Below are 14,230 nucleotides of genomic sequence, written 5' to 3' on the forward strand. Positions count from 1 at the left end.
GTCCTGTGCATGGCCGGAGCATTGCAAACGCACTAAAGCCGTATCTGTTCTGCTCCCTTGGCTGAGGGATCCAAGCGCATGTATTCCGCGAGGCAGAGGGTGAGATGGTAAAGGACGCGAGTGGGTACCGTGTCGGCCATGTGTTCGCCTTCAGGCGACAGTCGGTTGATCCACAGCGGACCGTTATCTGGGATATGGTGGCGGAAAAGAGCTTCGAGAAATTCCGAGGCGTCGGAGAAACTCGCGCCGACAAATTCATGGCGGGCCAGAGCTGCCTTGACCGCCTCCGTCTGTGGCCAGAGCAACATCGCTGGGTCGAGCACAAGTCCGTCCGCGTCCATCACCTCAATCACCAGACCTTGATCGTTAATCCCGGACCGACGGGTGCTTGCAAATAGACGCTCTGCTTCCTCAGTAAGATTGTCACCTGTCAGCCGTTGATGATGAAGAAGCAGCCAAACCCACTCCATATGATGGCCCGGCTCACGGATCCGGCCGGGCGCTCCAGCGGCCGGCGACAGATCCTCATTCAGGTACTCCCGCAGACTGCCTGTCGCTGGATCGTAGAACCGGTCCCGGAACAGGCGAATGATAGCTGCGGCATGGTCGAGCCAAAAGGTCTCACCCGTCGCGTCGTATAGCGCGTGCATCGCCTCCAGCAGGTGCATATGCGGGTTCTGCCGTCGTGGGAGGCTTCGCTCCACGTTCTCGTGCCAACCACCGTGAATTGGATCCAAAAGGTCGTTTCCCAGGAACTCTATCGTGTGGTGAGCTCGTCGCACAGCGGCGCGATCGCCCGTGGCCTTATACCACCATGCCAAACCAAAGAGAACAAACGCCTGGTCATAGAGATCGAACACCTCGAGTGACTGTACGCGAGCCCCTTCCTGTGCCGCCGTGAACCAACCTCCCTGCTGAGTCAGGAGGTGACGCTCCATAAACGTCTTGGCGTGCGTCGCTGCTGTGAGCGCCCATGTCTCTTTACTCAGCACGTAGGCGTGGCTGAACACATACAGCAGGCGAGCCTGAACGAGGCAGGACTTGGATGCTGTTCTCAGGGGCTCGCCGGCGACAGTGAGTTCACTGAAGAACCCACCGTCTTGCTCGTCGAGCGCTCGCTCGGCCCAAAAAGGCAGTAACGTTTCCAGGAGAAATGTGCGTTGATCTGGCATCAGGCGGCTTGAGGTATTCTGTAAAGAGGCATTCACTGTGCCATCTCCGGTCCATGTTTTGGAGGGAAAAGTAGACGCGCCGGCATAGAATAGCTGCAATCAAGATGAAGAAGGGCAGCAGGATCTGTAGTGAACGTCGCACATGACATGGTGCAGGAGTATCCTACCGATGCCTCTCGAGAACACCAAGTACTGTGTAAGTCAGGATTTGATTCGTCAGACAGTACTCGCTCGAACTGCGCCCGGTACGACAAGTGCAATGTTTCCTTGATCGAGCCCCCGCCGCTCAAAACAGGAGCCCGAGCATAGGGGCCCCCGGTTCATTGCAAGCTGCCGCGATGCGCAGCACTAACATTAAACCCGAAACTTGCAATGGAGACATGGCTTGACCTGGTGTTTACGGGCTTACTGCCGAAAACCCATTCATATGCGAGCCCCGTTCTTCAGGAGTTCGCGTGCAATAACGGTGCGCTGGATCTGCTGTGTTCCCTCATAAATCTGGCAGATCTTGGCATCGCGATAGAGTCGTTCTACCTCAAAGCCTCGGATGTAGCCGGACCCTCCGAATATTTGCACAGCGTTCGCGGTCTGCGCGACTGCCATGTCACCCGCAAAACACTTCGCCATTGAGCAGGCAGCATTCGCCGGCTCTCCGTTATCGATCATGATAGCGGCGCGATGAACAAGTCCGCGGGCCGCGGTAATCTCTTTGGCCATATCGGCCAGCATCCACTGAATACCTTGATTGGCAGCGATCTTCTGACCGAACTGCATGCGAGTCTGTGCATACTCAAGCGCCGCTTCAAGCCCAGCTTGTGCAATGCCGACAGCGAGGGCACCTATCCCAACCCGGCCCTTCTCGAGTACACTCATCATCATGTGGAAGCCGCGGCCCTCCTGGCCTAGGAGAGAATCTTGGGACAAGCCAACGTCATCGAATTGCAACGCACCAACCTGGCTCGCGCGCTGGCCCATCTTGTGTTCTTTCGGACCTCGACTAATCCCTGGTGCGTCGAGCGGAACGATGAATATCGACATACCGCGCTTTCCCGCAACAGGATCTGTTCGAGCAAGAACAAAGCCTACATTAGCCACTGGGGCATTGTGGATCCAGATCTTTCCACCATTGAGCTTCCAGCCTCCACCGTGCCGGATAGCCGTTGTCTTGATACCGGAGACGTCTGAGCCAGCCTCGGCCTCAGTAATGCAATAGGCCACTTTCTTACGAGCCGAGATGACATCAGGGATCCAGGATTCTTGCTGTTCCGGAGTGCCATACCGCGTCAAGAGCGTGCCGATTAATTCTACCAATCCGCATTGGTCTGCAACTGATGCGTAGCCCCGCGAGAGCTCTTCCATGACGATTGCGTAGGCGTAGCTGTCTAATCCTACACCCCCAAGAGTATCGGGAACGGTGATGCCGAAAAGGCCAAGCTCGCCCATCTGCTGATAGATGGCGCCGGGAAAGCTTTCATCGTGGTCAAGCTTTTCAGCGGCCGGACGGATCACGTCATCAGCGAATTTGCGTGCCATGTCTTGGATTTGCTGGTACGTCTCCGGATCGTTTTTAGGTATCGGAAGCATGAACGTCCCTTTGTAACCTGTGATCGCGTGAGTCTCAACGCGGGCCTGAAACCATGCCCATCCGTATGCGATGAACTGGGAACTCCCCCATGGCGACCTTGGCGGCGGCGGACTGCGGTCAGAAAGAGGCCGACATGCCAGACGGTCTCGTCTGGCATGTCGGTTGAATCCGCTTGAGCTACAGGATCGCGATAGGCGCCTTTTCCAAGAAATGGCGTGACTCGTTATCGTCACATCCACCAACGAAGCGACTACCCTCATCATAGCAGGGCGACTGGCCGTAACCGGGCCGAGGCCGCCCATGCTTGGTCATCTCAACCGATGGTTATATTGCTTAGAGGCATCACTCAAAGCTATTTACTTTCGAGCTTTGGCCACTTCGCTGAAAAATAGCTCACGGAAGTCCGCCGGTAGTTGAGCCGCATGTTTATCGACCACTGGTTTTACTTTCTCACGCATCCTGAGCATCTCGGCCTCGGAGAGCACATTGATCTGCATCCCTCGTGCCTTAAGCGCATTGCGCGACCGAGCTTCAGCCTCTATCGCTGCCTGACGTTGATAGGCAGCTGCTTCGTTCGCTGCGTCCTGGAACAGTTTCCGCTCATCCTCTGAGAGTTGATCCCACAGCTTTTTGCTGACAACGGTCACCTGAGATGCGTAGACGTGTCGTGTCTCACTAAGATATTTTTGAACCTCATCGAACTTGGAACTGTCAACCTGGGCGATCTGGTTCTCTTGGCCATCGATCGCCTTTGTCTCGAGCGCTGTGAAGAGCTCTGAAAACGCAAGCGGGACGGCATTAGCGCCTAAAGCGTTGGTAAAGTCGATGAAGACCGGGTTCTGAAATGAGCGCAATTTCAGGCCAGACAGATCTTCAACTTTGGTAATGGGGCGCTTGCTGTTTGTGTAGCTACGAAACCCGCCACCCATAAAGCCGAGCCCAATGAGGTTCTTTTCCGGCAACCGTTCAAGAAAACGCTTACCGGCTGGCCCATCAAGAACGGTCGCGACCTGGTGCTCGTTGTCGAACACGTATGGGAGATCTAGAGCGATGAACTCCTTGATCATGCCACTCAGAATTGCCGGCAACACGATGGTTGCCTCGATCGTTCCGCCCTGCAGAGCCGAGATGACTTGAGCTTCACCCCCAAGCGAAGAATCCGGGAACACTCTGACCTTGATCTTACCGCTGCTCTTTTGCTCAACCAGCTCGCTGAACTTCTTTGCTCCTATGCCTAATGGAGCATCAAGCGTTGTAACGATTGGAAGCTTGATACTGCGCTCCTTAATTTCGGCTGCATGAGCGCTGGAGAGAAAGCTGATCAATGTTAGCAGCGCGCCACAGATTGTCGTTTTGATGGTACGTCGAACAGTCATCATACTGGTGTTCCTCTTGTTAATTTCAAATTTAAGTCTGTCCAACTATACTGACCGGTTAAATTTCGGCCGATGTATCTCATAAAGATCTGCATTCCACGCACAATTTTGCTAATAATAATCCGTGTGCAGTACTCGTAATCGATGTTGTTGAATCATCGCGCGATCATTTCGTTTTCATAAGCATCTCCCAGATCTGCTGCTTTTTAACCTTTTTGTTGACGATGCGCTTAGCCAACATGTGCCATAGCGGATGGTGGCTTCGCGGCTGGCAGCGGCACCTTCCCCTGGATGTGGTCAGATGCCTTTTCGCCGATCATGATCGTCGGCGCATTGGTGTTGGATGACGGCACATAAGGCATGATCGAGGCATCACAGACCCGCAATCCATCAAGCCCATGAACCTTCAGATCTGGATCGACGACCGACATCTCATCAGTGCCCATCTTGCAGGTGCCACAGGGATGATGGTCGGTCTTGCACGTATCGAGGGCGTACTGCACAAGATCTTCCTCGGAGATCTTGGCCGGGCCTGGCATACGTTCAGTCAGGATGAACGGGCTGAGGGCAGGCTGGCGCATGACTTCCCGTGCCATGCGAAGGCCTTCGAGAGACATGGCCCGGTCGTAGGGATCCTCCCAATAGTTCGGATCGATCAGGGGCATGTCTGTGAAGTCGGCCGTCTTGAGTCGAACGGTCCCTCTCGACCGCGGCCGCAGGAACGCGGAGTTCAGCGTCACACCGGCGTTGCGCAGCTTCTCAACGCCTGCCTCAATCCCCGACCCCAGGCCGAGGTGAAACTGGATGTCGGGGGAAACGGCCGATTTATCTGCGTACCAGAAGCCACCGGTCTCAAACAGCGTTGACGCCACCGGCCCGCGCCCGAAAAGTATGTATTGTAGACCCGCCCACACAGTCTTGTGCAATTTCGCGTACGAGTCGTACGTGTAGTCCCCCGTACATTCGGAAATTGTATAGAGATCCAGGTGGTCCTGGAGGTTGGAACCGACTCCCGGAAGGTCATGAAGAACCTTGATGCCAACCGATCTCAGATGATCGGCCGGGCCAATGCCAGATAGCATGAGGAGCCGAGGGGATCCGATTGCACCCGAAGTCAACACAAGCTCGCGGTTACAGCGTACCTGAGACGATGATCCGTTTGCTGAGGCTAATTCCACCCCAACAGCACGGCGGTCCTCGAGTAAGATTCGTTTGACCGCCGCACCTGTCGTGACGGTGAGGTTTGTTCGATCCCGTATCGGCTTGATGTAGGCAGAGGCGGCAGACGAACGCCGGGCGTTCCGAACGGTGACTTGATAGTGACCAATGCCTTCTTGGACCGGTCCGTTGAAATCAGGGTTGTACGGGATCCCATACTCCTGTGCGGCGCGGATGAAGGCCTCGCTGATCGGAAGCGGGTTCACCGGAACGGAAACCCCGAGCGGGCCGCCAGTCCCATGAAAGTCATCAGAAAAGCGCTGATTGTCTTCCGCCCGCTTGAAATACGGAAGGACGTCTGCGTAGCTCCAGCCCGCGCAGTTGCCTTGCTCAGCCCACCGATCGTAATCGAGCCGGTTGCCTCGGGTGTAAACCTGGGCGTTGATGGACGAGCCGCCACCAATCACCTTTGCTTGGGTATATCGCAAAACGCGTCCACCGAGATGCCGCTGCGGAACGGTTGACCAGCCCCAACTGGCGATGCCCTTCGTCATCTTCGCGAAGCCGGCCGGCATGTGGAACAACGGGTTCCAGTCTTTGCTGCCGGCCTCAATCAAAAGAACCTTGACAGTCGGGTCAGCCGAGATACGGTTCGCGAGAACACATCCCGCAGGTCCCCCACCAACAATGATATAATCGTATGTCATTGTCCTCTTTCACTATCCAATGGCGGCGGTCATCGCCTGCACATCACACGTCCCGTTAAGAAGCGTTCGCGGTTGGCCTGTTCAAAGCCGGCCGATGCTCAAGCCACCATCCACGTCGATGACGCTTCCTGTTGCGAATGCGAATGCACCCGATGCCAGAGACGTCACCACGTTCGCCACGTCATCTCCCTCGCCCCATCGTCCTGCGGGTACCAGGCCATTGGCGATCAACCGGCCATATTTCTCAGTGACGCCAGCCGTCATATCCGTCCGAATAATGCCAGGCCGGACGTCAAAAACACCAATGCCCTCACCAGCCAGCCTAAGGGCGAGTCCCTGGCTCCACATAGCCAGCCCTGCCTTTGAAACGCAGTAGTCGAGCCGGTCGGGAGAGGCGTGAGAGGCACTGACGGAGGTCACGTTGATGATTGACTTTGGCCTACCATCACGGGGCTGTTGCAGCATGACCTTGAGAACGGCTTGGGTCAGGAACATTGTGCCGCGGAGATTGACCGAGATCACCCGATCAAAATTGTCCGGAAGAAGCTCCAGAAAATCGCCACGGACGACGGCTCCCATACCAGCGTTGTTCACCAAGCAGTCGATGCGGCCAGTATCGCGTTGGATCTGATTGACCCACCTGTCGTGAACCTGAAGATCGCTGATATCACCGGAAAGATAGAACGCCCTGGCACCGTATTGCCGGAGATCCGCAAGGGTCTCCTCGGCGCTGTCAGGATCCGTACCGGTGATGAAGAGATCGAAGCCATCCGTGGCGAGCTTGCGCGCGATCGCCAGTCCGATACCACGCCGGGAGCCAGTGACCAGAGCAACGGGGCGAGTGTTCATGCTGCGAACCTTGTCGTTTGGATGTGGTCGGCAACCCTCAAGGCTTGCGCCGCCACAGTCAGGGAGGGGTTGACCGCCGCCGACGACGGCATGAAGCTCGCGTCGACGACGAACAGGTTGGGGTGGTCATGGGCTCGGCAAAACGGATCGAGCGCAGACGTAGAGGGAGTATGCCCGAACCGGATCGTGCCGCATTGATGCGAGGGGGTCCGCTTATCGAAGGCTCGTGCCAGAACGATCGGATACCCGGCAGCACGAAAGACTTCCTTCATACGGCGGATGAGGCCGCGATGAGCCGTCATGTTCGTTCGCTTCCATGCCAGGACAATCGACTTGCCATCGACCCTGACCTGGCTCTCCGGGTCAGGGAGGTCCTCGCTCATCAGGTACCAGTCGACACTGTGGCGGGCGAGCCGCTCAAGCACGAAATCCGGCATCCATCGGAGGCTCGCTTTGAGGACAGGAGCCGAGATCCTTCCCAGAAGCTGGACGTTCCCGAGAGGTGGGCCGCCGCGGCCGTCGTCGAAGTAGAAATCGTTGAGACCGATGGTCTTCTGATAAACCGAGTCGTTTCTCTGCCTCGGATCTACCGTCAGCATCGCTGTCGCATTGTGATTCATGAAGTGGCGACCGACAACTCCGGACCGATTGGCGACACCGCCCGGTTCATGCTCCGAGACCGATCGGAGAAGGATCGCGGCTGAGTTGATCGCGCCGGCGGACAGAACCACCAATTTGGCACGGATCACAATCCGCTCGCCGTTCTTGATGTACTCCGCTCCGGCAACACGACGGCCGTCCCTCTCCAGGATCAGGCGCTCGACCATTGCGCCCGTTACCAGGCTAACGGATGGCTGCTTCAGCGCGACCGTCAGCGCTGCCGTCTCGGCATCGAACTTGCCGGTTCGGGTGTCAGGGTAGGCATCCCAAGGTGTATTGGCATGGGAGAGCCATTGGTCGATATCGATGGCAAGGGGGAGCGAGAACGGCCGAAGCCCCAGCTTTTGCAACCGCTCCCGAGCCGATGCGATCGCGGGCTCATCCGGAACGGGCGGATGGGGATATGGGACAGAATGGGACGGCTCCGTCGGATCCTGCCCCAGAGCTCCTCGAACTTGGAAAAGCTGCTCCGCGGCGCAGTACCAAGGTTCGAGATCCTGATAGCTGATCGGCCACGCAGGGGACAAGCCATCGGCATGCTCCAGTTCGCCGAAGTCCTGCTCGCGGTACCGGAACATCACGGCACCGTAGAACTTGGAGTTACCGCCGACGTAATAGTAATTGCCGGGGTTGAACTCCAGCCCTGCCGCGTCCCGCCACATCTCCTTGGGACGGTAATGCTCCTCAATGAAAATCGACCGGGTGTTCCTCGCATGAGAGGAATGAGGCAACTGCTCGCCACGTTCGAGAATGACCACCGATGCGCCGCTTGTGCTGAGGCCTGCGGCCATGCAGGCCCCACCGATCCCGGACCCGATGATCAGGATATCGGCCGATTGCTCGTGCATCATGCCACCCGATTGCCCGAGGCAGGATCAAACAGAACGGCGCGATCCATGTTGTACGCGAAGTCTGTCGTGGAATGCAGCTTCACGGCCGCGTCCGAGCGCATGCGGGCCACCACGTCCTTGCCGCCAAGTCGCGTGACGACGAACGTGTCCGAGCCAGCGGGCTCTACTACCTCTGTCCGGCAGCTCACACGGATCACGTTCTTGGCGTTGCGGTCGGCGCCGTCCACGTCCGTGATCGCTTCGGGACGAATTCCGAGAACGACCTTCTGCCCAGCGGGCGAGACGACCGTACGATCGTTGGCAATCGGCAAGACGACCGGTGCCGTTCCATCGCGCTCGATTGCGACCGCATAGGCTTTGCCTGACATCACAAGTTCCCCTGGCACGAGATTCATCGGCGGCGATCCCATGAAGTCAGCGACGAACGTATTGACCGGATCATTGTAGATTTCGGCAGGGGTCCCGAACTGCTGGAGATGCCCGTCCTTCAGGACTGCGATCTTCGTAGCCAGCGTCATCGCCTCGATCTGATCGTGCGTGACATACACGATCGTCGTGCCAAGGCTGTTGTGCAGGCGTTTGATTTCGGTCCGCATGTCGACGCGGAGCTTTGCGTCGAGATTCGACAGCGGCTCGTCGAAGAGAAAGAGTTTCGGCTTGCGGACGAGCGCCCGGCCCATGGCGACGCGTTGGCGCTGGCCGCCGGAGAGCTGGCTCGGCTTACGATTGAGAAGGTGGCCGATCTGCAGCGTTTCTGCCACTTCCGCCACCGCCTTGTCGCGCTCCGGCTTCGGGACCTTGCGCATTTCCAGGCCGAACGCGATGTTCTGAGCGACAGTCATGTTGGGATACAGCGCGTATGATTGAAAAACCATGGCGATGTCGCGTTCGGATGGACGGCGGTCGTTCACACGGCGGCCAGCGATTTTGATCTCACCGCTGCTGATACTTTCCAGTCCAGCGATTGTGTTCAGCAATGTGGACTTGCCGCATCCCGACGGCCCGACGAGGACCAGAAAGCCACCCTCTTCCATGGCCAGATTGATGCCTTTGAGCACCGACATGGCCCCGTAGGACTTCTCAAGGCGATTGATTTCGAGAAAAGCCATAGTAATTCCTCCCTTTTTAGCCTTTGACGGCGCCAGACATCAGACCGCGCACGAAAAACCGACCGGCCACGATGTAGACGATCAGTGTGGGCAGGGCGGCAAGAAGAGCTCCTGCAAAGTGAACGTTGTATTCCTTGACGCCCGTGGACGAGTTGACGAGGTTGTTCAAAGCGACAGTGATAGGCATGGCGTTCGGGCCTGAGAACGAAGCACCGAACAGGAAGTCATTCCAGACGTTCGTAAACTGCCAGATCACCGTCACGACGATGATGGGCCCGGAGCTCGGCAACAGAATCCGGTAGAAGATCTTGAAGAAGCTTGCACCATCGACTTGGGCCGCCCGAACCAGCTCCGTCGGGAAGGCCTCGTAGTAATTCCGGAAGTAGAGCGTCGTGAACCCGAGTCCGTAGACAACGTGAACCAGGATCAAGCCATAAATTGTCCCAGCAATCCCGAGCGTTCCAAGAATGCGTGCCGTCGGAATGAGCACGATTTGGAAGGGGATGAAGCAGGCGAACAGCATCAAACCGAAGACAATTTTATGGCCGGGGAATCTGTACTTGGTGAGAACGTAGCCGTTGAGTGCCCCCAGGATGGTAGAAATTGCCACCGCAGGGACAACCATGAGGATCGAGTTCAGGAAGTACGGCTGAAGACCCGTTGCCTGGACACCGATTTGGGCTTCGTTCCAGGCTTTTTGCCAGGGCTCCAAGGTCCACTGTGCCGGCAGCGACAACATGTTGCCGCCCTGGATCTCCGACAGCGGCTTGACCGAGTTCACGACCATAATGAACAGCGGCAGGAGATAGTAGATCGCGAAAAGGATCAGCACCGCGTAAAGAAGCACTCTCGGCGCAGATCGCGGCGAGCTTTCACTGCGAGTGTCGGCGATGGTAGAGACTTGTGCGGTCATTTCTTTTCTCCCCGCAGCTCGGTGTAGAGGTAGGGAACAATGATGGATGAGATCATCATGAGCATGATCACGGCAGAGGCGGCGCCGATGTTCATCTGGTTTCTCGTAAACGTGTACGAGTACATGAAGGTGGAAGGCATTTCGGTCGCCCGACCAGGGCCGCCGTTGGTCATCGCAATGATGAGATCGAATGACTTGATGGCCAGGTGAGCGAGTACCACGAAGGCTGATAGAAAGGCTGGACGAAGTTGCGGGATAACGATGCGGCGGTACGTTTGGACGGTCGACGCACCGTCAATCTGGGCAGCCTTCATGATCTCGCTGTCGATGCCCCGCAGGCCGGCCAAGAACATTGCCATGATGAAGCCCGATGACTGCCACACCGCGGCGATCACGATCGTATAGATCGCCATCTGGCTGTCCTTGATCCAGTTGAACGTAAAACTGGTCCAACCAAGGGCATGCATGGTCTGCTCGAGGCCGATGCCAGGGTCGAGGAACCATTTCCATGCAGTCCCCGTTACGATAAACGAGAGCGCCATGGGGTAGAGAAAGATCGGGCGCAGCAATCCTTCGGCGCGGATCTTCTGGTCGATAAGGATTGCGAGAAACAGGCCCATCACCGAACACAGGATGATGTAAAGGGAACCGAAGATTGCAAGGTTCTTCAGTGCGACAGTCCAGTTGGGGATCGCGAATAGGCGCGAATAGGCGCCGAACCCGATGAAGTCGAAGACCGGCAAGAGTGTTGAGCTCGTCGTCGACAGATAGATCGTAAACAGAATGAAGCCGTATACGAAGACGAGAAGTGCCGCGAAGCTTGGTGCAAGAACCAAGCGAGGCAGCCAGTCTTCAAACCCACGCCTTGTGCGGGGCGGCTCGGTTGATGTGGTATGACTCGTTATCGCGGCGACCGACATGGCGTGTGCCTTTCGTCTCTAAACAATTTGTAGCGAGGGCCTAGGCCCCGCACCTGCGGGACCTAGGAAGCGCACTTGCCTACTGCTTTGCGCTCGCGACGGCGGACACAAGCTCCTTGACGGCTTGATCCGGGGTGTAATCACCGTTGAATTCGCCGGTGATGACATCGTACATCGCATTCTTGACGGCTGCCCGTGCTGCATGCCCGTGGGCTAGCGATCCGAGCAACGTCCCTTTCGCCTCGGCCTCCTTGACGTCGGCAATCGCCTTTTTGCCGCAATCGTCGAAGGCGGCATCGGAGACATCGGTCCGGGCGGGAGCCGAGCCTTTCACGACGTTGAAGGAAGATTGGAAGGCGGGATCTTCAATGGCTGCAGCCATCTTCTGCTGAGCAGCCTGGCGATTAGCTCCGACCTTAAACATGGCGAATTGGTCGGTGTTGAACATGACGGTTCCCTGCGTTCCAGGGAAGCGGGTGCACAGGAAGTCCGTCCCCGGCTTTTTTCCGGCGCCGAGGAACTCACCCTTCGCCCAATCTCCCATGATCTGGACAGCTGCATCGCCGCGGATGACCATCGCGCTGGCCAGGTTCCAGTCGCGGCCGGAGAAGTTGCTATCCACGTAGCTCCGGAGTTTCGTCATCCGCTCGAAGACTTTCTTCATGGTATCCGAGCCGAGTGCAGCGGGGTCAAGGTCAATCAAGGCCTTCTTGTAGAATTCAGGACCTCCGGTGGCCATCACGGCGCTGTCGAAGATCGTGGCGTCCTGCCAGGGCTGGCCACCATGGGCCAAAGCCGTCTTGCCCGACGCCTTGACCTTGTCGAGGGCTGCGATCAGTTCATCCCAGGTCTGAGGCGCCTTCAGACCGAGGTCATCAAACACCTTTTTATTGATCCAGATCCAGTTGGTGGAGTGCAGGTTCACCGGGGCAGCAACCCATGTGCCCTTGTACTTCGAGAACTGCTGTAGAGCGACGGGAATATTTTTGTCCCAGTTCTCCTTGGCGGCAAGCGCATTAAGGTCGGTGAGGACGCCCTGGGCAGCCCAGTCTTGGACGTCGAAGCCGAGCATCTGCGAGGCGGTCGGAGGATCGCCTGACGTGACCCGGGCTCGGAGGACCGTCATCGCCTGCTCACCGCCGCCCCCTGCAACAGGAACATCCTGCCAGCCGACGCCTTGAGCTTTGAGGTTCTCCTTGAGAACATTCAACGCCGCTGCTTCACCACCCGACGTCCACCAATGCAGGACGTCCACGCGGGACGTTTCCTGGGCGATTGCCGGGACGCCGGCCATTGTGGTCGAGATTAGCAGCGCCGCCGAGACAAGATAGGACTTAGTGACTTTCATTTCGTTTCCTCCCAAGAGCCGAATCCGTTTCGGCGCACGCTTCAGGTTTCTGAAGGCCGTGGCACCCACCAGGCCGTCCGAGGCCCTGAGTGGAAGTGCAATGTCTTCTCCTCCGTGTAGTCATCGACCGCCCGGCGGCCCAGTTCCCGGCCCAGGCCGGACTGCTTGTAGCCACCGAAGGGAAGCTCGCTGGCGCCGTCCATGAACGTGTTCATCCACACGGTACCGGCATCGATGTTTCGGCTGACATTCAGGCAGGTGTCGAAACTTTTGCTCCAGACGCCGGCGGAGAGCCCGTACTCGGTGCTGTTGGCAATCGCGATGGCCTCATCGGCGGTTTCAAATGTGAGAACCGATAGAACCGGACCAAACACCTCTTCTCGCGCAATAGTCATTTGTGGTTTCACGCCATCGACGAGGGTCGGAGCCATGAATTGCCCGCTCTCATGATCCAGTCGGGTCCCGCCGGCCTTGACCTCGGCGCCGGCTTCCTGGGCCTCGGCAATATACCCCTCAATCTTCGCCAGATGGTCCGGTGTGACGATGGCGCCAACCCGCACGTCCTCGTCGAGTGGATCACCAACCTTCACGTGCCGGACTTTCTGTTGGAGTTCCGACACGAAGCTCTCGGCAATCTGCCGCTGGATGATCAATCGGCTTCCTGCATTGCAACATTCGCCTGCGTTGAAGTAGGCGCCGAACACAGCCGCATCGAGAGCAGCCTCCAAGTCGGCATCGGAGAAAACGATCTGCGGGTTTTTTCCACCCAACTCCATCGAAACCTTCTTCAAGGTGTTCGCTGCAGTAGCCATCGCGCTTTTTCCGACACGGGTTGAGCCCGTGAACGAGATCATGTCCACTCGGGCATCGGAGGTCATCGCAGCGCCAACATCCGCACCTGTCCCAGAAAGAATGTTAACGACTCCGGCTGGCAGCCCTGCTTCGAGAAGGAGATTGCCGAGGTGGAGCGTCGACGCAGATGTCAGTTCGCTTGGCTTGACCACGGCAGTGCAACCCGCTGCCAACGCGAACGGAAGCTTTTGGCTGACGATGAGAAAAGGGAAATTCCAAGGGGTAATGATGGACACGACGCCAATCGGATCCCGGACCACTACACCCAGTTTGTGAGGGCCCAGATTCGAGAAGCTTTCGCCGTGGAGGTCTCGCGCCAAGGCGGCGGCGTAGCGCCAGATATCGACGGCGCCGGCGATCTCGCCTCGCGCCTGTGCAATTGGCTTGCCGCTTTCCAGGGTATCCATCATTGCAATCAGTTCGGCGTCACGCTCGATCAGGGATGCAACATCAAGAAGGATCTTTGACCGTTCAGAGGCGGTCAGGCGCCTCCACTGCCCTTGGTCGAAAGCGGTGCGTGCGGCCGAAATGGCTAGATCGGCTTCGTATGTTGACGCCCGTGCATAGGTCGAAACGGGGACCCCATGGGCAGGGCTCACCCGCTCCAACGTTTCTTCGCCCCGTGCTTTGGTCCAACGTCCATCGATCAGCAGTTCGTAGGAGCGAGGAGTCATCGCCAGTGCGGAGTCCAATCGCGAGCGGTCGAGTTTGACGGGTGCGTTCATAGGTC

Annotated in this window: 11 protein-coding genes; all 11 read right to left on the bottom strand. The window is 57.6% G+C overall.

Annotated features, from left to right (window positions below; genetic code table 11):
* Window positions 1-32 precede the first annotated feature (32 nt).
* The gene (locus tag DRB19_RS00560) at window positions 33-1,208 is read right to left on the bottom strand and encodes an AGE family epimerase/isomerase (RefSeq protein ID WP_147021669.1); all 1,176 of its coding nucleotides are present in this window, start codon (window positions 1,206-1,208) and stop codon (window positions 33-35) included.
* Between the two features lie 387 nt (window positions 1,209-1,595).
* Window positions 1,596-2,756, bottom strand: a complete 1,161-nt coding sequence (locus DRB19_RS00565) for an acyl-CoA dehydrogenase family protein (RefSeq protein ID WP_114184074.1) — start codon at window positions 2,754-2,756, stop codon at window positions 1,596-1,598.
* Between the two features lie 357 nt (window positions 2,757-3,113).
* Complete coding sequence (locus DRB19_RS00570; protein WP_114184075.1) at window positions 3,114-4,136, bottom strand: TRAP transporter substrate-binding protein; 1,023 nt, start codon at window positions 4,134-4,136, stop codon at window positions 3,114-3,116.
* A gap of 227 nt (window positions 4,137-4,363) precedes the next feature.
* Window positions 4,364-5,998, bottom strand: a complete 1,635-nt coding sequence (locus tag DRB19_RS00575; RefSeq protein ID WP_114184076.1) for a GMC family oxidoreductase — start codon at window positions 5,996-5,998, stop codon at window positions 4,364-4,366.
* Between the two features lie 81 nt (window positions 5,999-6,079).
* Window positions 6,080-6,847 (bottom strand): 3-ketoacyl-ACP reductase, encoded by a 768-nt coding sequence (locus DRB19_RS00580; protein WP_114184077.1) that lies wholly within the window; start codon window positions 6,845-6,847, stop codon window positions 6,080-6,082.
* Window positions 6,844-8,358, bottom strand: a complete 1,515-nt coding sequence (locus DRB19_RS00585; RefSeq protein WP_245439202.1) for an FAD-dependent oxidoreductase — start codon at window positions 8,356-8,358, stop codon at window positions 6,844-6,846. Before DRB19_RS00585 ends, DRB19_RS00580 begins: the two co-directional genes overlap by 4 nt.
* Window positions 8,355-9,467 (bottom strand): ABC transporter ATP-binding protein, encoded by a 1,113-nt coding sequence (locus DRB19_RS00590; RefSeq protein WP_114184078.1) that lies wholly within the window; start codon window positions 9,465-9,467, stop codon window positions 8,355-8,357. Before DRB19_RS00590 ends, DRB19_RS00585 begins: the two co-directional genes overlap by 4 nt.
* A 16-nt stretch (window positions 9,468-9,483) precedes the next feature.
* The gene (locus DRB19_RS00595) at window positions 9,484-10,380 is read right to left on the bottom strand and encodes a carbohydrate ABC transporter permease (protein ID WP_114184079.1); all 897 of its coding nucleotides are present in this window, start codon (window positions 10,378-10,380) and stop codon (window positions 9,484-9,486) included.
* Complete coding sequence (locus DRB19_RS00600; RefSeq protein WP_373867336.1) at window positions 10,377-11,216, bottom strand: carbohydrate ABC transporter permease; 840 nt, start codon at window positions 11,214-11,216, stop codon at window positions 10,377-10,379. Before DRB19_RS00600 ends, DRB19_RS00595 begins: the two co-directional genes overlap by 4 nt.
* A gap of 163 nt (window positions 11,217-11,379) precedes the next feature.
* Window positions 11,380-12,648: an ABC transporter substrate-binding protein gene (locus tag DRB19_RS00605; RefSeq protein WP_245439203.1), complete on the bottom strand. Its 1,269-nt coding sequence runs from the start codon at window positions 12,646-12,648 to the stop codon at window positions 11,380-11,382.
* Window positions 12,649-12,689: 41 nt separating this feature from the next.
* Window positions 12,690-14,225, bottom strand: a complete 1,536-nt coding sequence (locus DRB19_RS00610) for an aldehyde dehydrogenase family protein (RefSeq protein WP_114184081.1) — start codon at window positions 14,223-14,225, stop codon at window positions 12,690-12,692.
* Window positions 14,226-14,230: the final 5 nt, after the last annotated feature.

It is taken from the genome of Microvirga aerophila (genome assembly GCF_003332305.1).
GTDB classification, from domain to species: Bacteria; Pseudomonadota; Alphaproteobacteria; order Rhizobiales; family Beijerinckiaceae; genus Microvirga; species Microvirga aerophila.